Here is an 18,245-nt window from a genome sequence, read left to right as displayed (position 1 = left end):
CGCGCCGCGGCCTTGATGGAATCGGTTCATGAAAGCACTCTTCTCCCGTCTGGCCGCTGCGCTTGGCCGTTCCCGCACGCCAGACCCTGACGTCATTCTGCGGCAATACTGCACCGCCCATCCCACGGCCCGGTTTTTTCCCACGGCGCAGATCATCAACAACACCATGAAGCCCGAGGATGTGATCCTGGGCGCGCATACGTATGTCCGGGGTGAGCTGATGACCTTCGGCCACGGCGGGCGCGTGGTGTTGGGGGATTATTGCTATGTGGGCGAGGGCGCGCGCATCTGGTCCGCCCTGTCCATCGTCATCGGCGACCGGGTGTTGATCTCCCACAACGTGAACATCTTCGACTGCGACACGCACCCCATCGACGATCCCGCCGCCCGGCACCGGCAGTTTGCGGACATCATCACCACCGGCCATCCCAGGCAATTGCAGCTCAACGAAAAGCCGGTGGTCATCGAAGATGACGTGCTCATCTGCTGCCAGTGCATCATCCTGCCCGGCGTGACCATCGGCCAGGGCGCGGTGGTGGGCGCGGGGGCGGTGGTCACCAAAGACGTGCCCCCCATGACCCTGGTGGCCGGCAATCCCGCCCGCATCATCCGTCCCCTGAATCCCCTGAATCCGGGAGCCACCGACACATGAGCGCCCTGCCGCCCCCCAACAGCATGACCTGGGAAGAAGCCGTGGCCTGGCTGCGCAACCAGCCCGACGCCGACGCCCTGGTGCGGGCCTGTTTTTTTGACGATCCCCTGTTGCAGGCTGCCGAACGATTCCGGGACAGTTCGGAATGGCGGGCCGTGCGGGCGCTGCTGCCCGCGCCGGGCCCGGGGCATGCCGCCCTGGACATGGGCGCAGGCCGGGGCATTGCCTCCTACGCCCTGGCCGCGGACGGCTGGCAGGTAACGGCCCTGGAGCCGGATCCCAGCCCGCTGGTGGGCGCAGGGGCCATCGCCGCCCTGGCCCGGGAATCCGGGCTGCCCATCGTCATTGAGCAGCAGATGGGCGAGCGCATGCCCTTTGCAGACGCCAGTTTCCACGTGGTCCATGCCCGGCAGGTGCTGCACCATGCCCGGAATCTGGAACAATTCTGCGCCGAACTCTTCCGCGTCCTCAGGCCCGGCGGAACCTTCATCGCCACGCGCGAACACGTGGTGGACAACGACGCCGATCTGGCCGCCTTCCTGGCCACCCATCCCCTGCACCGCTTCTATGGCGGGGAGAACGCCTTTCCCCTGCCGCGCTATGTGCAGGCCCTGCAGGCCGCGGGCTTTGCGCTGACGCACGTGCTTTCGCCCTACGAGTCCGATATCAATATCTATCCGACCACTGTCGCAGACGTCCGACGGCAACTGGCCCGCCGCTGGCATCTGCCCAGCCCTCGCCTTGTGCCCCTGTGGCTGCTGCGCCACCGCAGCAGGCGGCTGACCGATCCCGGCAGGCTCTATACCTTTGTGGGAAGACGGCCATGAGCATTCTGACATACGTGACCGGGGCCGCCGGCTTTCTGGGCCGGCATGTGGCCCGACAACTGGCCCGGCAGGGCTGCACCGTGGCCGGCGTCGGCTTCGACTGCTGGCAGGGAGAAACACCGGACGCCTGGGGCGTGCGACACTGGCAGGACGGCGCCGTGACGCTGGAGTTGCTGGAGTCCATGGCCGCCGAGATCGGCGCGCCCGCGGCCATCATCCATTGCGCCGGCGGCAGCAGCGTGGGCTACAGCATCGAGCATCCGCGGGAAGACTTCCTGGCCACGGTCTGTTCTGCGGTGGACGTGCTGGAATTCGCCCGGCTGCGCGCTCCGGCGGTGCGGGTCATCTACCCGTCCAGCGCGGCCGTGTACGGCGCAAGCGGGGCCCTGCCCCTGCACGAGACCCTGCCTCCCGCGCCCATTTCGCCCTACGGGCTGCACAAGCGCATGGTGGAGGACCTCTGCCGCGGCCACGGCGCGCGCTATGGCGTGCCCAGCGCCCTGGTGCGGTTCTTTTCCCTGTACGGCAATGGCCTGCGCAAGCAACTGCTGTGGGACGCCTGCACCAAGGCCAGATCCGGCGGCTTCACCTTCTTCGGCACCGGGGAAGAACAGCGCGACTGGCTGCACGTGGAGGACGCCGCCCGGCTCCTCGTCCTGGCCATGGATCACGCCACGGCCGAAAGTCCCGCGGTCAACGGCGCTACCGGGGTGGGCGTAAGCATCCGGGAGATCCTCACCCGCCTGGGGTCCCTGCTCTCGCCGCCGCTGCAGCCGGGCTTTTCCCAGGCTGCCAAGCCCGGCGATCCAAGCCATCTGGTGGCCGATGTGGCCCGCGTCCGGGCCTGGGGATTCACCCCGCAGGTGCCCCTGGATGCCGGCCTGGCCGAGTATGTGCGCTGGTTCGACGTCCAGCATCAGGAGCGCCCATGATCCGCGTGGCCTGGATGGTCCCCAACACCCCGGGATGGATTGGCGGCCTCAATTACTTCGTCAACCTGGGCACCGCCCTGATGCAGCTGCCCGAGCGCCGCATCCAGCCTGTGCTGCTGGGCAGCACCGAGGGCCTGCCCGAGCCGCTGGCCAGTTTTCCCGCCGTGCCGTATCCTGTGCCCGGTTCCCGTCTGCTGGGTCGCCTGTGGCGGGAGTTGGATCAACGACTGCTGCATGACGGCCATTACCTGGCCCGTCATCTGCAGCGCCAGGGCATCCGGCTGTTGTCGCATGGGGTGGTGCTGGGCCGGCGTTCTCCCGTGCCGGCGGCATGCTGGCTGCCGGACTTTCAACACCACCACCTGCCGCATTTGTTCGCGGCCGAGGATCTCAAGCGCCGCCTGGACACGGAAGCCGCCGTGGCCGAGCATGCCCAGGCCATCATCTTCAGCAGCGAGGACGCCCGCCAGGACTATCTGAAGATGCACCCGCAGACGGCCTCCAAAACCCAGGTGCTGCGCTTCGTGGCCCATGCGCCCCCAGCCCCGGCCGATCCCGCCGCGGTGCTGGCCGCCCACGGCATCCGCGAACCGTTCTTCCATGTGCCCAACCAGCTGTGGGCGCACAAGAATCACGCCGTGGTGGTGGAGGCCCTGACCCTGCTGGCCCGGGATGACCACCGCCCCCCGCCGTTGGTGATCAGCACCGGTTCCGTGCAGGACTATCGCAATCCGGAATTCTTCGATTCCCTCACGCAACGCCTGGAGGCCGCCGGCCTGTCCGAGCGGTTCCGCTTTCTGGGCCTCATCCCCTATCCGGACGTGGCCGTGCTCATGCGGCAGGCCGTGGCCCTGATCAACCCGTCCTTGTTTGAGGGTTGGAGCACCACCGTGGAGGAGGCCAAGAGCCTGGGCAAGCGGCTGCTGCTCTCCAACCTGAACGTGCACCGGGAACAGGCCCCGGAACGCGGGGTGTTTTTTGATCCGCACTCCCCGGCCGAGCTGGCCGCCCTCATGCGGCAGACTCTGGACGCCCATAGCCCGGACGAGGAAGCCAGCGCCCAGGCACGCGCCGCGGCCGCCCTGCCCGGTCGCATGCAGGAATACGCCCTGGCTTACGAGGAAATTGTGCTGCGCGTGACGGGCGCTTCCCCTCGCTGACCCTTCCGACCTCCCCGCAGGACCACATGATATACCGCATGAATTATCTGGAAATAGGCCGGCACATCCTCACGCTGGAGGTGGAAGGGCTGGTGGCCGTCCGCGAGTCCCTGGGCGAGCACTTCACCAGGGCGGCGGAATGTCTGGTGGCCTGCACGGGCCGGCTGGTGCTCACGGGGGTGGGCAAGTCCGGGCTCATCGCCAAGAAAATTGCCTCCACCTTTTCCAGCATTGGCGCGCCGTCCATTTTTCTGCATCCTGTGGAGGCCCTGCATGGGGATTTGGGCATGGTCCGCGAGCGGGATTTGATCATCGCCCTGTCCAACTCCGGGGAAACCGACGAGCTGTTGTGTGTCATGCCGGAGCTGGCCATGCTGGGGTGCAAGAGCATCGCCATTACCAGCAATCTGGAATCCTCCCTGGCCCGGACCGTGGATTTTCCCGTGCCGGTCAAGGTGCCGCGAGAGGCGTGCATCCTGAACCTAACGCCCACGGCCAGCACCACGGCGGCCCTGGCCGTGGGGGACGCCTTTGCCGCCTGCCTGGTGCAGGCCCGGCGTTTTGGCGAAAAGGATTTCCGTCGCCGCCACCCTGGCGGGGCACTGGGACGACGCTTGTCCCTGAAGCTGAATCAGGTGATGATGCGCGAAAATCTGCCCGCCGTGCATGCGGATCTGCCCTTGATGCGGGCCATCAAGGTCATGGATACCGCCGGCTTCGGCACGGTGTTTGTGGTGGATGACAACCGCCGGCTGCTGGGCGTGCTCACGGATGGCGACCTGCGCCGTAAATTCGTGCGCGAGGCCCTCAATCTGGCGGCGGCGGTGTCCGAATCCATGACTGCCAACCCCCGGCGCATCATGCTGGGGTCCAGCGTGGCCGAGGCCATGGACATCATGGAACAACACGCCATCACCGTGCTGCCCGTGGTGGATGAACAGGGCCTGCTGCATGGGCTGGTGCACATCCACGACCTGCTCGGCCGCGGCAAGATTGCATTTTCGGCGCTGTAATCCAGGAGATCCGCATGCCTTCCCCCCGTCCATCCCGTCTCGTCCGGCTGGATCCGCCCTTCGGCATCACCCTTGGCAACGAACTGCCCCTGGTGGTTATCGCCGGGCCGTGCGCCATGGAAGGCATGGACTTCGGTTTGCGCACCGCCTCGGCGTTGCAGGAAATTTTCGCAGCCGCCGGCATCGCGTTCATCTACAAATCCTCCTTCGACAAGGCCAACCGGACTTCTGGCAGCGCCTTTCGCGGCGTGGGCATGGATGAGGGGCTGGAGATCCTGGCCCGCATCAAGTCCACCCTGGGCCTGCCCGTGCTCACCGACGTGCACACCCCCGAGCAGGCCGCGCCCGTGGCCCAGGTGGCGGACATGCTCCAGACCCCGGCCTTTCTCTGCCGGCAGACGGACTTCATCCAGGCCGTGGCCGCCACGGGCAAGCCGGTCAACCTTAAGAAGGGGCAGTTCCTGGCCCCCTGGGACATGGCCCAGGTGCTGGAAAAGGCCCGGGCCACGGGCAACGAGCGCCTGACCCTGTGCGAGCGCGGGACCATGTTCGGCTATGGCAATCTGGTGGCGGACATGCGTTCCCTGGCCATCATGGCCGGGACGGGCTTTCCCGTGATCTTCGACGCCACCCACAGCGTGCAGTTGCCCGGCGGGCAGGGCACCAGCAGCGGCGGACAGCGCGAATTCGTGCCTCCCCTGGCCCGGGCCGCCGTGGCCACGGGCGTGGCCGCCCTGTTTCTGGAGACGCACCCGGACCCGGCCGCCGCCCCCTGCGACGGTCCCAACATGCTGCCCTTCCACGAACTCCCGGCCCTGCTGCGTCAGCTCAAGGCCATCGACACCGTGACCAAAGGATAACCGCCATGCGCGCATTGTGTGTCATTCCCGCCCGGTACGGGTCCACCCGCCTGCCCGCCAAGCCCCTGGCAGACATCCTGGGCAAGCCCATGATCCAGCACGTCTACGAGCGCGCCGCCCGGGCCACCCGCCTGCACGGCGTGGTGGTGGCCACGGACGATCAACGCATCATGGACGTGGTGGCGGCCTTCGGCGGGCAGGCAATCATGACCAGCCCGGACCATGCCTCGGGCACGGAGCGCATTGCCGAGGTGGCCGGCCGGATGGAGGCGGATATCTACGTCAATGTCCAGGGCGATGAACCCCTGGTGCGTCCTGCGGATGTGGATTTGTTGGTGGAACTGATGGAGTCCCGGCCGGATCGCCTCGTGGGCAGCCTGTGCCATCCCATGGACGACATGGCCGACCTGGACAACCCCAACGCCGTCAAGCTGGTGCTGACCCACAGCAACGACGCCATGTACTTCAGCCGGGCCGGCATTCCATACCTGCGGTCTCCCGGCGCGCCGCACTTCAAGCACATGGGCCTGTACGCCTACCGCCGCGAATTCCTGAGCCGCTACCAGACCCTGCCGGCCTCGCCCCTGGCGCAGTCCGAGCAACTGGAGCAGTTGCGGTTCCTGCAGGCCGGCATCCCCATTGTCATGGACTTCACCGACCCCATGCCCGGCCCGGCCGTGGATACCGCCGAGGACCTGGACCGTGTGCGCGAGGTGATGGCCCGGGAAGGGACGACCATTCATAAAAAATCATAGGTATCGAAGGCTGTTGTGGCGCATCCGCCCCATGGGCGACACTGGGGTGTGGTACATGCATTCCGGATTTCTCGACTGCCGCTGACCTCCAAAAAATTTATCGCATCCTGCTATTATAAGAAAAAGACAACGCGTCAGCGGTCAGGGGGTGCGGGTGGGGTCTGGCCAGGAGCGGGCCGGGAGCCGGCCGGCAACCAGCGGTACAGGGTGGGCACGGAAATGCCCAGGTCCCGCGCCACATCCCGCGGGGGCATGCCGGTGGCCAGCAGCCGGGCCGCGGCGTCCAGCTTGCTGTCCGTCATCTTGCGCTTTCGCCCGCCCCGGCGTCCCTGCCTGCGGGCGGCTTCCAGGCCGGCGCGGGTGCGCTCCACAATGAGTTCGCGTTCCATCTGGGCCAGGCTGGCCATGACGTGGAAAAAGAAGCGCCCAGCCGGGCCGCCGGTGTCGATGCCGTCCGTCAGGCTCCTGAACTGCACGCCGCGCGCTTCCAGACCGGCCACGAGATCCACGAGCTGCTTCACGCTGCGGCCCAGGCGGTCCAGCTTCCAGACCACGAACGTATCGCCCCGGCGCAGCATCTCCATGGCCCGTTCCAGGCCGGGTCGCTGCTCCCGGCTGCCGCTGACCACATCTTCATAGATGCGTTCGCAGCCGGCCGCCGTCAGGGCGTCGCGCTGCAAGGCAAGGTGCTGATCCTGGGTGGAAACGCGGGCATAGCCGATGTGCATGCGGTGAGCTTCTCAAAACTCAATGCGCTTGGCAACCGTGAGAAACCGGTTTCGAGAATGATTTTTGAGAACCGCCAGCGCAGCAACTCCGGTGCAGGGGCAGGCCCGGACGGCGCTTCTCAAAAACGATCGTTTGCAAGCAACATCCGTCCCGGCATTGCCGCACGCCGGATCCACAATTGCATATTTCCACATCACCACATCTGCAACCATGCACAAATGCACATTTGCTCATGCAGTGCACCAGCACCACTCGGGAAAAAGTGCCCCGCGTGCGCCCTCCCCTTCCCGGACGTGTTGACGGAAACCTCAACAAAGAAACGTCTTTGAGAGGGGGGTTCGGGGGGCCTTTCTCCAGAAAGGGTCCCCCCCGAGACGTCTTTCATCCCGAACACATGGCCGCGGCCGTGCGCATGTCTGCCAGGGGATGCGTCTTGAGCAGGAACGCCGGCCGGTAGTCCAGCCGGGCGGCCAGCAGCGGGCCGCGGGTTTCCAGGGCCAGGGGCGCGAATTCCGACGCCCCATGCCGGGCGAGGTACACCGGGTCCACGCCATCGCAGGCAGGCAGGCAGGGGCATTCCTTGCACTGGACGGGAAAGAGCTTGAAGCGGTCGCCGCGCATGCCGCACAGGCGGGTGCCGTCGGGCAGGGTCTCTTCCAGGGGCGAGAAGGCGAAGATCTCCCGGACGCCGCTTGCGGGGATGGGCAGGGGCTCGGCGCAGTGGGCCGGCGGCATGTCGTGATTCAGGCAGCGGTTGCGCCATTCCACGGGATCGTAGGGCACGCCCAGCACGCCCACCACATGCCGCGCCAGGGACGGGAAGGCGCACAGGGGCACATAGCGCAGGTTCAGCACCACGTGGGCGGCGTCCAGCACGGCCGCGGCCTCTTCCAGATGCGGGCGAATGGCGGTGTAGGAGGCCTGCAGGGCCTCGGCCCGGGTCTGCCCCCGCCATGCGTGATAGGCGTTGAAGGCGATGCCGTTGACCACGTGCACGCCCCGGGCCGCGGCCATGCGGGCGATGGCCGGCAGATCGCGCCGGTTGCGCTCCATGATCACCGTGTTGCAGCCGTACTGGAAGCCGCGTTCGTCCAGGGAATCCATGACCGCCAGCACGGATTCCATGGATCCGCCACAGGTTTCCTTGAAGGCGACGGGATCCACGGCATGCAGGGAGAAGAGCAGGTTCGTAAGGCCGGCCGCCAGCAGGGTTTCCAGCAACGTCCCTTCCGGCCGCGGGCGGCGCAGAAACTGCCCCAGGGTGATGCAGCGCACGGCCAGGCCCAGGCGGGCGGCCTCGGCCACCATCTCCGGCAGGCCGGGGTGAATGGTGGGCTCGCCGCCGGTGATGTCCAGATGCTGCAGCCCGTGCCCGGCCAGCAGGCGGATGATCTCCAGACAGTCTTCCGTGGAGCGCAGGGACGCCGTACGCAGGCCGGCAAACTGGGATTCGCTGCCATCGAGGTAGCTGTAATAGCAAAATGCGCAGGAATGCGGGCACTTGAGGCCAATATCCAGCACCGCGCCGCGGCTGGGTGTGCCGGGAGGATGCAGCAGGACGCCGGGAATATCCATCATGCCCCCTTCGACGCGTCAAGCGCCTGCCTGGCTTCGCGCACCAGACATTTTGATTCCTCCAGCAGCCGATTCCAGTTGGACGGCGCATGGATATCCACCTGACGGGATTTCGGATGATCCCGCACGGCCATCAGGGCCTTGGGCACGTGGACACAGGCCGCCCCGCCCAGGGCAAAGCGCTGGAACAGGGCGTGATCGTGGGCCAGCAAGGCTTCGTCGTAGCCGCCAAAGCGCTCGTGCAGGCTGCGCCGGTACAGCTTGCAGACGCCGCACAGGTACCAGTCGCCGAAGCAGGCCTGCGGGCTGTATGCCGGCAGGGAGAAGCGCCGCAGGATGTGCATGGCGTCGTCCACGATGTGCATGTCTGCATAGGCAAACTCCGCGGGGCCGGCCTCCAGGGCCTGCACCAGCTCGGCCAGCATGTGCGGGTATGCCAGATCATCGCAGGGCACATAGGTGCAATACACGCCCGTGGCCGCCTGCCAGCCGGTGTTCAGGGCCGCGGCCAGACCCCTGTTGCGCTCGTGCGTGACGATGCGCAGGGTACGGCCCTGGCGGGGGTACACCGGGTGAACCGTCCGCTCGATGGTGTTGTTGGCCTCGTTGAAGCAACTGGCAAAGGAGGTCTGCAGGGTGTCGAGATCCTGCTGAAATTGCTCCAGCACCTCGGGGGTGTGGTCCGTGGCGCCGTCGTTGACCACCACCAGCTCCAGGTCCGGGTATTCCTGAAACCACAGGGAGTCCAGGCAGGCGCGCAGGTATTGGGCCTGATTGTAGGCCGGGACGACGACGGACACGAGGGGCTGATTCATGGAGGACGATTCCTTCTTGCCGGGGGCAAGGGCCAGGGAGTGACGGGCTGCAGCACAAGCATTTGGTTGACTTTTTTGCACGGCAGGGAAACAATTCTGCCAGACGCCGCCGCGGTGTTCAAGCTGTTACACTCCATGGAGATTGCATGCACCCCTTTGCCCCGTTGCACTCGTTGCAGGACCTGACGGATTTTCGCCGCATCCTGCTGTACCCCGCCGCAAGCGGGGCGGCCTATTTTCTGGAGTTCCTGCGCGCGCAGCATGGCGACATCTGTTCCCGCATCCTGTGTCTGGGGGATCGGGATCCAAACAAAATCGGCCTGTTGCAAAGCGGTCTGCCGGTCATCGCCCCGGAGGACATCCCCGCCAGCCAGCCCGATGCCGTCATCGTCTGCTCGCCGGAGCTGTTCGAATCCCTGTCCGACTCCTTCCGCGCCACCCTCGGCCCGCAGACGCCCATCTTTCTTGCCGATTATTTTGTGGAATACCTGGACTGGGAGGCCCGGGCCTCGGCGCTTTCCCGCCGGCCCTTCGATCCCGTCACGCGGGAGGCCTTCCCCTTTGCCCACGCCCCCCGTTTCTTCCATTCCATGCCCCTGGGCAACGGCGTCTATCCCGTGTCCACCAAGGGCATGCTGACGTATCGCCTGCTGGAACAGTGCCGCTTTCCTGCCGATCTGACCGGCAAGACCGTGCTGGACCTCGGCGCGGCCGACGGCTTTTACAGCCTGGAGGCCAAGGCCCGGGGCGCTGCCGCGGTCACGGCCGTGGACTGGCTCTATTGGAAGGACAGCGACGGCCTGCAGCGCTTCCGCTGGCTGCAGCAGGGATACGGCCTGGAGGTGGAAACCCGTCTGCAGGACGTCAACGCCATCGCGGCGGAAGACTTCGAGCCCGTGGACGTGGTGCTGCTGCTGGGGCTCTATTATCATCTGCAGGATCCCTTCCGCGTCTTCCGGGAACTACGCCGGCTGGCCCGGGAACGGGTGATCATCACCGGCCGCACGATCCGTGCCGCGCTGCCAGATCCCTTCCACGGCCACGGCCGGCAGGCCTCGGTGATGGTGCTTTCCGACAACCAGGCCGGCAAGTGGACGGCCAACACGCATTGCCTGCTGGACCTGCTGCGGCTGGCCGGCTACAGCCGGGCCGAGGTGGTCTTTGATTTTTGCCCGGACGGCTCCACCATCGCCAGCACGGCCATTCACGCCATGGTGTAATGGTGTAGGGAAGGTTATTTTTGGAAAAAGAGAGTTGCGAGAGGGGAAACCTTTTTGCAAAAGGTTNAAAGGTTCTCCCCTCTCGCGCTCTCCCCTTCCAAAACTTTGATAGTTATTTGGAATCATACTAAAAAAAGTCTTTGGAAAGGGGGTTCGGGGGAAGAACCCTTTCTCCAGAAAGGGTTCCCCCCGACCGCGCGTTGCAGCGGTCAGCGAACCTGGGTGCTCAGGTTGAAGATGGGCTCCATGATGGCCAGGACGATGAAGCCCACCATCACGCCCGTCAGCAGGATCATGGCCGGTTCGGCCATGGCCAGCCAGCGCTTCAGGGCGTTATCCACCTCCTGCTCCATCATCTCCGAAAGTCTGGTGACGAACAGGCCCAGGGATCCGCTTTTCTGCCCGGCCGCGATGCTGAGCAGGAACATGTCCGGATAGGCGTTCTGTCTGGTCAGCACCTTGTCCAGGGGCTGGCCGGCCATGACCTCCTGCTGCGCCTGGGCGATAAGGGACTTGAAATAGGCGGACCGCACCGTGCCGGCCGCGCCCTCCATGGCCTGCACCAGGGCAATGCCCGCCTCCAGCTGGAAGCCCAGCATATTGGTGAAGCGGGCCAGGGAATCCTTCTGCAACAGGCCGATGCGCCACAGTTTTTTGTCCACCCACAGACGCAGGCGCGGCTGTTTTTCGTACAGGGAAAGCAGCAGCAGCCCGGCCAGCAGGGGCAGCAGGAACACCGCGGGCCCCAGGCCCTGCAGCACGTCGCCGGCCATGAGCAGCAGTTGCGTCTTGAAGGGCAGGGCCTGTCCGGAGGTGGCGAAAATGCGGGTGATGTCCGGCATGACGTAGACCAGCAGAAAATACACCGCGCCCAGGCCCACCAGCATGATGATGGAGGGATAGATCAACGCCGTGAGCAGCTTGCCGCCCATGGCGCCGCGGCGGCCCTCGAAGGTGGCGATGCGTTCCAGCACCAGCCCCAGGTTGCCCGCGGCCTCGGCCACGCGGACCATGCGCACGTATTCGCGGGGAAACTGCGGCGCGTGCAGTTGCAGGGCCTGGGAAAAGCTCACCCCCGTGGCCACGGCCCCGCGCACGGCCAGCCACACCGCCCCGGCCCGCCGGCCGGACATGCGGCCCAGGATGTCCAGGGCTTCTGTCAGGGCGCTGCCCGTCTGGAGCATGATGGCCAGATAGTACAGCGATTCCGCCAGACGCAGCCGCGGCTTGAACAGCCGGTCCCGCAGTGCGCCGAGGGCGAAGCCCTTGCCTCCCTGGACCGGTTCCAGCTGCATGGGCGTGAAACCCTGGCCGCGCAACTGCTGAAAGGCCTTGCCGTGGGAATCGCCCTCCACGTAGCCGGTGCGCTGGCGTCCCTGCTGGTCCAGGGCCTTGTACCGAAAGGTGGGCATGGCGTCACATCCGGGTCACGCGGAGCACTTCTTCCACGGTGGTGATGCCCTGTTCCACCAGGGTCAGCCCGTGTTCCCACATGGTGCGCAGGCCGCGGTCCCTGCGGTGCTGGTGGAAGGCGTCGATGGAGGCGCGGGCAATGATGAGGCTGCGCACGGCTTCGTCAATGGGCAGCAGCTCGAAGATCCCCCGCCGGCCGGCAAAGCCGGTGTGGTAGCACTGCCCGCAGCCGCGGCCGTGCTGCTGGGTGAGCAGGCGCGCGCCCACATCGGGCAGCAGCAGTTGCGTGGCCTGGGGCAGGGGCACGGTTTCGCGGCAGGCAGGGCAGAGCACCCGCACCAGCCGCTGCGCCATGGCCAGCACCATGGAGGAGGCCAGCAGGAAGGGTTCCACGTTCATTTCCAGCAGCCGGGTCACGGCCGTGGGGGCGTCGTTGGTGTGCAGGGTGGAAAGGACCAGATGCCCCGTCAGGGATGCCTGAATGGCCGTGCTGGCCGTCTCCTCGTCCCGGATCTCTCCCACCAGGATGATATCCGGATCCTGGCGCAGAAAGGACCGGATGATGGTGGAGAACGTCACGCCTGCAGCCCGGTTCACCTGTACCTGATTCACGCCTTCCAGGTGGTATTCCACGGGATCTTCCACGGTGAGAATATTTTTTGTCTCGTCGATGATTTCCGTGAGCGCAGCATACAGGGTGGTGGTTTTGCCGCTGCCCGTGGGGCCGGTGACGAGCAGAATGCCGTAGGGCGCCTTGATGATGCGGCGGAAGGCGTCCAGATCCTCCCCCTCGAAGCCCAGTTCAGGCAACGACAGGATATTCTTGGAGCGGTCCAGGATGCGCAGCACGGCCTTTTCGCCGTTCAGGGTGGGGATGACGGACACGCGGATGTCCACATCCCGCTTGGCCAAACGCACCTGGATACGGCCGTCCTGGGGGGCGCGGGTCTCGGCCACGTCCAGATCGGCCATGACCTTGATGCGCGCAACCACCGTGGGCTGCAGGGCCTTGGCCAGCCGGCGCACGGTGCGCAGCTCGCCATCCAGACGGAACCGGACTTCAAAATCCCCGCGGCCGCCCTGCAGGTGGATGTCGCTTGCGCCCTGGGAAATGGCCTGCTTGAGGGTCTTGTTCACCAGCCGGACGATAGGCGCATCCTCATGGGACCAGCCGATAAGCTCCTGATTTTCCTCTTCGTCATCGGCCTGTTGGGGGTCGCGCTGGGCGTCCTCTTCCTGCTCCTGCTCCCAAAGCGCCAGGGCCTGTTCCAGGATGCGATAGAAGCGGTCCTCCTGCGCCAGCTCCACCCGGGAGGGCAGTTGCAGCCGCCAGGCCAGATGATCGGCCAGGGGCAGGGCCGCGGGCGTCAGGATCCAGATGCGCAGGCCCTGGGCATCCAGGGCCACGGGCACGAAGTTGTTGCGATCCGGGAAGGAAAGATACGTCCGCACCACATGGTCGGGCAGATGCGCGAGATCCACATCCACGGCTTCCCCTTCGGCCGCTAGGGCTTGTTACGTTTGAAAAAGGACATTGCGAGAGGGGAAACCTTTTGCAANAGAACCTTTCTTCAGAAAGGTGTTCCCCCGAGAACTCTTTTCAAAGAGACCTTGCCCTACTGGACGCCAGTCGCATTGGACGCGGCCGGCGCCGATCCCCTGCCCGAGCGCAAGGAGAAGGCGTCTTCGTATAACGATTCGGATTCGTTAATCAACGCCTCGTGCGCTTCCTGCTTGGCCTTGGTGATGGCCCGGGCCGTCTCCACGGTGTGGATGATGCGCGCGCTGATGAACACCAGGATGGTGGTTTTGGTGGAAGAGGTGGTCTCGCGCTTGAACAGCCAGCCCACGGCCGGGATGGCGGCCAGGCCGGGAATGCCCTGGCGGCTCTTGTCCGTATCGTTGCTGATCAGCCCGCTGATGACGATGGTAGCCCCGTCCATGAGCTGCACAGAGGTCTTGGTGTAGCGGTTCAGGGTGGTGGGGGCGAGCTGCTCGGAAACGGCAATCACCTGCTTGAGTTCCTGTTCCAGATCCAGGCGGATGAGGTTCTCTTCCTTATTGATGTGCGGCGTCACCTTCAGCTTGATGCCCACATCCCGATATTCAAAGGTATTGACGGGGTTGTTGTTGGCGTCAAACTTCTCGCTGGTGGCGTAGGGCACTTCCTGCCCCACGAAGACTTCGGCCTCGGCATGGTCCAGGGTCATGAGCTGGGGCGTGGACAGGATATTGATCTTGGAGACGTCCTTGGCAAAGTTCACCAGCGCGCCGATGTTGGCGAACTTCTCACCGCCAAAGGTGATGATGTTGCCCAGCACGCCCAGGGAAAACCCGGCCGGCAGCGACTCGAACTGCGGCACCCCGGCCGTCTCCTGCCCGATGACCGGTTCCGCATAGCTCAGCAACGAGCTGCTGGAGCGCACAAAGCCGACGTTGCCGAAGCTGGAATCCCCCTTGCCCTTGCCGGCCAGCAGCCATTCCACGCCAAATTCCTTGGCATTGGTCAGGGTGGTTTCCATGATCAGGGCTTCCACATACACCTGATCCATGGGCCTATCCAGCTCCTGGATGATCTTCTCCACGGCCGGCTGTACTTCCTTGGAACTCAGGACCACCACGGAATTGGTTTCCTCGTCCGCAGACACCTGGAACAACTGCAGCTTGGAAAGCGCCTTGCCGCCGCTGCCGGAGGTGGCCGCGCCCTCGGCCTGTTCCTTCTTTTCCAGGCTCTGGCCCACCAGCTTTTCCAGCACACTGGAGACGGATTCCGCCTTGGCGTTGCGCAGACGATAAATGTTGATCAACCCCTGGCTTTCCGTGTCCACGCGGTCCATGTCCGCCAGGAGCTTGGCCACGGTGGCCTTCTGCTCGGCCGTGCCGGCCATAAGCACGGAATTGGACCACACCAGGGCCGTGAGCAGGGGGCGGCTGTCCGTCTGCTCCTCCTCCAGCATCTTTTCAAACAGCTCCTGGAGGGAGGCGCTCACCCTGGCGGCGTCCGCCTTGTGCAACGGGAAGATGGCGAATTGCAGGGACGGCTTGAGGGACTGCAGCAGATCCAGCACCCGCAGCACGCGGTCCACACGATCCCGGGTATCGATCAGCAGCAGGGTGCGGGCCTGGGGAATCTCCACAATCTGGCCCGAGGCGGACATCAGATTCTTGAGGGATTCGCCGGCCGTCTTGGTGTGCATGTGCTCCTTGAGACGGCAGGCGGTGAGGACCATTTCATCTTCCTGCCCGCCCTGGGTTCCCGGGCCGGCCTTGCTCCGCAGGGCCGGGACCACGCGCTGCGACTGCGCCGCCGGCTGCACCAACAGGGAGCCGTCGCGGGAGACGGCCGTCAACCCGGCGCTGGCCAGGGTCTCGTGAAAGATGGCCAACAGCGCGGCGTCGCTCATGGACTCCTGCGAAACGATGTTGATCTTGACCTTGGGAATCTGATCGTCGCGGAACACGATGTTGCGGCCGGTGTACTGGCCGATGAAGCGAATGAAATCAGCCAGGAACACGCCTTCCAGATTGGCCTGCACCAGCGTCTCTTGCGCGGTGGCCTCCCCGGCAGGGGGTTGCTGCGCATGCGCAGATCCCTGCCACGCGCCCGCCAGCACCAGCACGGGCAGGAGCATTGCGGCAAGGGCGCGAAGAAAAGAGTGCTTCATGAATCGTGCAGCCTGGAAGACGTGTCGTGCCGGCAGGGCGGGCGGGGGTCGGGATAGGCATCCACCGACGCCGCGCCGCGAATGGACAGCGGGAACTACCGTGTAGATAATCGGTTACGGGAAGCTTGTCCAGCTTGCGGCCCCGTGCGTCAGGGGACGCCAGGGGACGCCAGGGACGAATGGCCGCACACGGCGGCCTGTGTTCAAAACGCAGAGGCATTGTTCCATCGGGCATTGTACACAGCATCCAGCGTGGCGGGAGGGGTAAGGAACAGGTCCTGGTCTTCGGGACGGGCCACGCGGGTTTCCAGGCGTTCGACGCCCAGCATGGTCAGGCCGTCCAGTTGCCCCACGGCATTGCGGCGCACGATGTAGCGGCGTTTATGGTACAGGGTTCCCGTCAGCGTTTCTATCTCCACAAAGAATACAGTGCTCGATATCGTCCACTTCGGTACGGCGTCGCTCAGGTATTCCGGATCCTCCTCCTCGGGGGGCGATTCGCCGGTGACGCGGTACATCTCCTCTGCCGACCGGATGCCCTTGCCCCGCCGCGCCGCAAGAATGCGGCTGCGCGCGCCGGCCAGCTCCGGCGCATAGGCCAGCAGGAGTTCCGCGGGCACAAAGTTGATGTTCAGCGGCGGCGAATCCCAGACGCTCCAGTACTGCAGCGCCGTAGAATTGCGCAGTTCCTGGAAGCCTTCCACCAGCAACAGTTCCCGGGCCGACTGCATGTTCCTGTTGGGCGGCCGGTAGGAAGGCGCCGTCTGCCGGTAGGCGTTTTTTTCGCAGCCCGTGGCGAGTTCATCCGCGTCCGAATCCACCCAGTCGTGCAGGCAACGGAACGCTGTTTCCGGATGCAACAGGGACGGGACCAGACGCTTGAGACAGTCCTGCATCTGTTTGTCCATGGGCAGCAGATTCGGATTCAGCAATGCATTTGCCGGCAGGATGAGCACCCGGAAGTCGTCGCCGGTGAGGGGGGTTGCCCACACATCGGCCAGGGTGTCCCACTCGGGGCTGTCGTCCTCGGCCAGTCGCGCCAGGGCATGTTGCAGGCAGGATTCAGCCAGCAGATCGGCCTGGTACTGCTCCGCCAGCATGCGGGCTTCCTGGGCGTCCTCCCAGGTGGTGGCGGCGTCCTGCAGGGCGATGCCGGCCACGGCCGCCAGGATGACCAGCAGCACGACGAGCACCGCCCCGGCCTGGCCGGTCTGGAAGGCCTGGGAGGCGGCGGATTCAGGACTTGTCCAGGGGCGGGCGCATGGCATGGGGGATTCGCTCGATGAAGGTCAGCTCCCGGGAAAGCCGGCCCGGCGCAGTGCGGAAGGCTCCCTGGGGAGACAGGGTGATGCGGAAGGCCTCCGGGATGAAGACCAGCGGATCTTCCTCGTGCCGGACGGGCAGCAGGGCTTCCGCGGCCACCCAGCCGTTGCGGGACTGGTCGAACACGTCCAGCCTCATGGACACCGTGGCCTCTGGCCACAGCAGCATGTCGCGCTGGTATTCCATGTTCGGGATGGATTCCTGCCGCCACAGGGTGCCGTTGCGGGCGGTCCATTCCACAGCCGCGGCCAGGGGCGCGTCAATGAGATGGTTGTGGGCGGTGACAAAGGTGATGGTGTTGCGGGTGCAGACCACGGGCTTGTTCCAGTCGATGCCCTGCAGATCCTGATGCAGCAGCTGGCGCAGCACCTGGAGCTGTCGGGCCTCGATGCGGGATTGGTCGATCCGTTCGCTGCTCACGATGGCGGAATCCAGGGTCCTGGCCAGCAGAAACGCCAGTACCGCGCCGATGGTCAGGGCCACCAGCATTTCCAGTAGGGTGAAGCCTGTTGCGGGCACTGTAGTTTTGAAAAGACTCATCGGTGGAAACACCTTTCCAAAGACTTCTTATTGTAATGCCAAACTACTGGTAAAGTTTTGGAAGGGGAGGGCGCGAGAGGGGAGAACCTTTTGCAAACGGTTTCCCCTCTTGCACAGACTTTTTTTTCAAAAACACCATGCGCTCATGGCGTGTCGTCCATGGGGATGTCGTCCATGGGGATCTCCGGGGTGGTGTCCTTGCCGGCGGCCCGCACGGTGTCGGTTTCGGCCGGGGGTTCCAGCCAGGTCCAGCGCATTTGCCGCGTGCGAATGCTGGTGAACAACTGCAACTGCGTGGGCGTGAAGGGAGTGGCGTTGCGGGGACCGTCCTCGAACCCGTGCCGGAAGCCCGTTTCCTTGCGGCGTTCGCGGGTCAGCCGCCAGCGGGCGTCCTGCCAATCCTGCCTGTCTTTGGCCGCGCCGGGGGTCTTGCTGGTCCAGCCAGCCCAGGAGCTGGGCGCCAGCTGCCGGGCATACGGGGACCGCAGCAGCAGGAGCTCCTGGGCCATGTCCAGATGCGCCTGCATCTCCCAGACTTCGCCGGCCATGGTCACGTTCTGCTGAATCACCCCCAGCAGGGAGACGGTCAGAATCGCCCCCACCACCAGGGCCACCAGCACTTCCAGCAGGGAAAAGCCGGACGTGGTCTTGCGAAATTGGGAGCAGCCTGGAATCACCATAAACAGTCTTTGAAAAGGGGGTTCGGGGGAAGAACCTTTTTTTAGCGCATGTTACTCTTGAAAAAGGACATTACGAGAGGGGAAAC

The 18,245-nt window shown here is 65.2% G+C and carries 17 protein-coding genes; 8 read left to right on the top strand and 9 right to left on the bottom strand.

The genetic code is table 11. From position 1 onward, the window contains the following. Window positions 1-28 precede the first annotated feature (28 nt). The 7 genes from DGI_RS16395 to kdsB are packed head-to-tail and all read left to right on the top strand — an operon-like array spanning window position 29 to window position 6,199. Window positions 29-652, top strand: a complete 624-nt coding sequence (locus DGI_RS16395; protein WP_021758420.1) for an acyltransferase — start codon at window positions 29-31, stop codon at window positions 650-652. After that, window positions 649-1,479 carry a class I SAM-dependent methyltransferase gene (locus DGI_RS16390; protein ID WP_021758418.1) on the top strand — a complete coding sequence of 277 codons (831 nt, stop codon included), beginning with the start codon at window positions 649-651 and terminating at the stop codon, window positions 1,477-1,479. The genes DGI_RS16395 and DGI_RS16390 overlap by 4 nt, the downstream gene beginning before the upstream one ends. Further along, complete coding sequence (locus tag DGI_RS16385) at window positions 1,476-2,411, top strand: NAD-dependent epimerase/dehydratase family protein (protein WP_021758416.1); 936 nt, start codon at window positions 1,476-1,478, stop codon at window positions 2,409-2,411. Before DGI_RS16390 ends, DGI_RS16385 begins: the two co-directional genes overlap by 4 nt. Then, on the top strand, window positions 2,408-3,571 hold the full coding sequence (locus DGI_RS16380) for a glycosyltransferase (protein WP_021758414.1): 1,164 nt from the start codon (window positions 2,408-2,410) through the stop codon (window positions 3,569-3,571). Before DGI_RS16385 ends, DGI_RS16380 begins: the two co-directional genes overlap by 4 nt. A 26-nt stretch (window positions 3,572-3,597) precedes the next feature. Continuing rightward, window positions 3,598-4,584, top strand: a complete 987-nt coding sequence (locus tag DGI_RS16375) for a KpsF/GutQ family sugar-phosphate isomerase (protein WP_021758413.1) — start codon at window positions 3,598-3,600, stop codon at window positions 4,582-4,584. A 14-nt stretch (window positions 4,585-4,598) separates the two neighbouring features. Beyond that, complete coding sequence (gene kdsA, locus DGI_RS16370; protein ID WP_021758412.1) at window positions 4,599-5,444, top strand: 3-deoxy-8-phosphooctulonate synthase; 846 nt, start codon at window positions 4,599-4,601, stop codon at window positions 5,442-5,444. 5 nt (window positions 5,445-5,449) lie between these two features. Further along, a complete protein-coding gene (kdsB, locus tag DGI_RS16365; protein ID WP_021758411.1) occupies window positions 5,450-6,199 on the top strand; it encodes a 3-deoxy-manno-octulosonate cytidylyltransferase in 750 nt (249 codons plus the stop codon). A 134-nt stretch (window positions 6,200-6,333) separates the two neighbouring features. On the opposite strand, the gene DGI_RS16360 is transcribed toward kdsB, so the two are convergent. The 3 genes from DGI_RS16360 to DGI_RS16350 form a co-directional block, all read right to left on the bottom strand. Further along, complete coding sequence (locus DGI_RS16360) at window positions 6,334-6,927, bottom strand: recombinase family protein (RefSeq protein ID WP_021758410.1); 594 nt, start codon at window positions 6,925-6,927, stop codon at window positions 6,334-6,336. A gap of 382 nt (window positions 6,928-7,309) precedes the next feature. Next, window positions 7,310-8,506, bottom strand: coding sequence for a radical SAM protein (locus tag DGI_RS16355; RefSeq protein WP_235619992.1), 1,197 nt, complete (start codon window positions 8,504-8,506; stop codon window positions 7,310-7,312). After that, complete coding sequence (locus DGI_RS16350) at window positions 8,503-9,318, bottom strand: glycosyltransferase family 2 protein (protein WP_021758408.1); 816 nt, start codon at window positions 9,316-9,318, stop codon at window positions 8,503-8,505. Before DGI_RS16350 ends, DGI_RS16355 begins: the two co-directional genes overlap by 4 nt. A 146-nt stretch (window positions 9,319-9,464) precedes the next feature. On the opposite strand from DGI_RS16350, the gene DGI_RS17605 reads away from it, so the two are divergent. After that, complete coding sequence (locus tag DGI_RS17605) at window positions 9,465-10,538, top strand: class I SAM-dependent methyltransferase (RefSeq protein ID WP_027193495.1); 1,074 nt, start codon at window positions 9,465-9,467, stop codon at window positions 10,536-10,538. Window positions 10,539-10,747: 209 nt separating this feature from the next. Here DGI_RS17605 and DGI_RS16340 read toward each other — a convergent pair whose 3' ends face one another. The 6 genes from DGI_RS16340 to DGI_RS16315 form a co-directional block, all read right to left on the bottom strand. After that, window positions 10,748-11,950, bottom strand: a complete 1,203-nt coding sequence (locus DGI_RS16340; protein WP_021758406.1) for a type II secretion system F family protein — start codon at window positions 11,948-11,950, stop codon at window positions 10,748-10,750. A gap of 4 nt (window positions 11,951-11,954) precedes the next feature. Continuing rightward, entirely contained in the window at window positions 11,955-13,439 is a 1,485-nt protein-coding gene (locus tag DGI_RS16335) for a GspE/PulE family protein (protein WP_235619991.1), read from the bottom strand. Window positions 13,440-13,567: 128 nt separating this feature from the next. Further along, complete coding sequence (gspD, locus tag DGI_RS16330; RefSeq protein ID WP_021758404.1) at window positions 13,568-15,616, bottom strand: type II secretion system secretin GspD; 2,049 nt, start codon at window positions 15,614-15,616, stop codon at window positions 13,568-13,570. 203 nt (window positions 15,617-15,819) lie between these two features. Then, window positions 15,820-16,884, bottom strand: coding sequence for a type II secretion system minor pseudopilin (locus tag DGI_RS16325; RefSeq protein WP_027193403.1), 1,065 nt, complete (start codon window positions 16,882-16,884; stop codon window positions 15,820-15,822). Next, window positions 16,853-17,479 carry a PulJ/GspJ family protein gene (locus tag DGI_RS16320; protein ID WP_021758402.1) on the bottom strand — a complete coding sequence of 209 codons (627 nt, stop codon included), beginning with the start codon at window positions 17,477-17,479 and terminating at the stop codon, window positions 16,853-16,855. Before DGI_RS16320 ends, DGI_RS16325 begins: the two co-directional genes overlap by 32 nt. Window positions 17,480-17,622: 143 nt before the next feature. Next, complete coding sequence (locus DGI_RS16315) at window positions 17,623-18,159, bottom strand: prepilin-type N-terminal cleavage/methylation domain-containing protein (protein WP_021758401.1); 537 nt, start codon at window positions 18,157-18,159, stop codon at window positions 17,623-17,625. Between the last annotated feature and the right edge of the window lie 86 nt (window positions 18,160-18,245).

The sequence above is a fragment of the Megalodesulfovibrio gigas DSM 1382 = ATCC 19364 genome (assembly GCF_000468495.1).
GTDB classification, from domain to species: domain Bacteria; phylum Desulfobacterota; class Desulfovibrionia; order Desulfovibrionales; family Desulfovibrionaceae; genus Megalodesulfovibrio; species Megalodesulfovibrio gigas.
Note: the sequence above shows the minus strand (reverse complement) of the source record. Positions and strands in the feature narration are given on the sequence as shown.

Excerpts from the sequence above, each read along its gene's own strand:
- DGI_RS16395 (WP_021758420.1), top strand. The coding sequence starts at position 29 with ATGAAAGCACTCTTCTCCCGTCTGGCCGCTGCGCTTGGCCGTTCCCGC.
- DGI_RS16390 (WP_021758418.1), top strand. The coding sequence starts at position 649 with ATGAGCGCCCTGCCGCCCCCCAACAGCATGACCTGGGAAGAAGCCGTG.
- DGI_RS16385 (WP_021758416.1), top strand. The coding sequence starts at position 1,476 with ATGAGCATTCTGACATACGTGACCGGGGCCGCCGGCTTTCTGGGCCGG.
- DGI_RS16380 (WP_021758414.1), top strand. The coding sequence starts at position 2,408 with ATGATCCGCGTGGCCTGGATGGTCCCCAACACCCCGGGATGGATTGGC.
- DGI_RS16375 (WP_021758413.1), top strand. The coding sequence starts at position 3,598 with ATGATATACCGCATGAATTATCTGGAAATAGGCCGGCACATCCTCACG.
- kdsA (WP_021758412.1), top strand. The coding sequence starts at position 4,599 with ATGCCTTCCCCCCGTCCATCCCGTCTCGTCCGGCTGGATCCGCCCTTC.
- kdsB (WP_021758411.1), top strand. The coding sequence starts at position 5,450 with ATGCGCGCATTGTGTGTCATTCCCGCCCGGTACGGGTCCACCCGCCTG.
- DGI_RS16360 (WP_021758410.1), bottom strand. The coding sequence starts at position 6,927 with ATGCACATCGGCTATGCCCGCGTTTCCACCCAGGATCAGCACCTTGCC.
- DGI_RS16355 (WP_235619992.1), bottom strand. The coding sequence starts at position 8,506 with ATGATGGATATTCCCGGCGTCCTGCTGCATCCTCCCGGCACACCCAGC.
- DGI_RS16350 (WP_021758408.1), bottom strand. The coding sequence starts at position 9,318 with ATGAATCAGCCCCTCGTGTCCGTCGTCGTCCCGGCCTACAATCAGGCC.
- DGI_RS17605 (WP_027193495.1), top strand. The coding sequence starts at position 9,465 with ATGCACCCCTTTGCCCCGTTGCACTCGTTGCAGGACCTGACGGATTTT.
- DGI_RS16340 (WP_021758406.1), bottom strand. The coding sequence starts at position 11,950 with ATGCCCACCTTTCGGTACAAGGCCCTGGACCAGCAGGGACGCCAGCGC.
- gspD (WP_021758404.1), bottom strand. The coding sequence starts at position 15,616 with ATGAAGCACTCTTTTCTTCGCGCCCTTGCCGCAATGCTCCTGCCCGTG.
- DGI_RS16325 (WP_027193403.1), bottom strand. The coding sequence starts at position 16,884 with ATGCCATGCGCCCGCCCCTGGACAAGTCCTGAATCCGCCGCCTCCCAG.
- DGI_RS16320 (WP_021758402.1), bottom strand. The coding sequence starts at position 17,479 with ATGAGTCTTTTCAAAACTACAGTGCCCGCAACAGGCTTCACCCTACTG.
- DGI_RS16315 (WP_021758401.1), bottom strand. The coding sequence starts at position 18,159 with ATGGTGATTCCAGGCTGCTCCCAATTTCGCAAGACCACGTCCGGCTTT.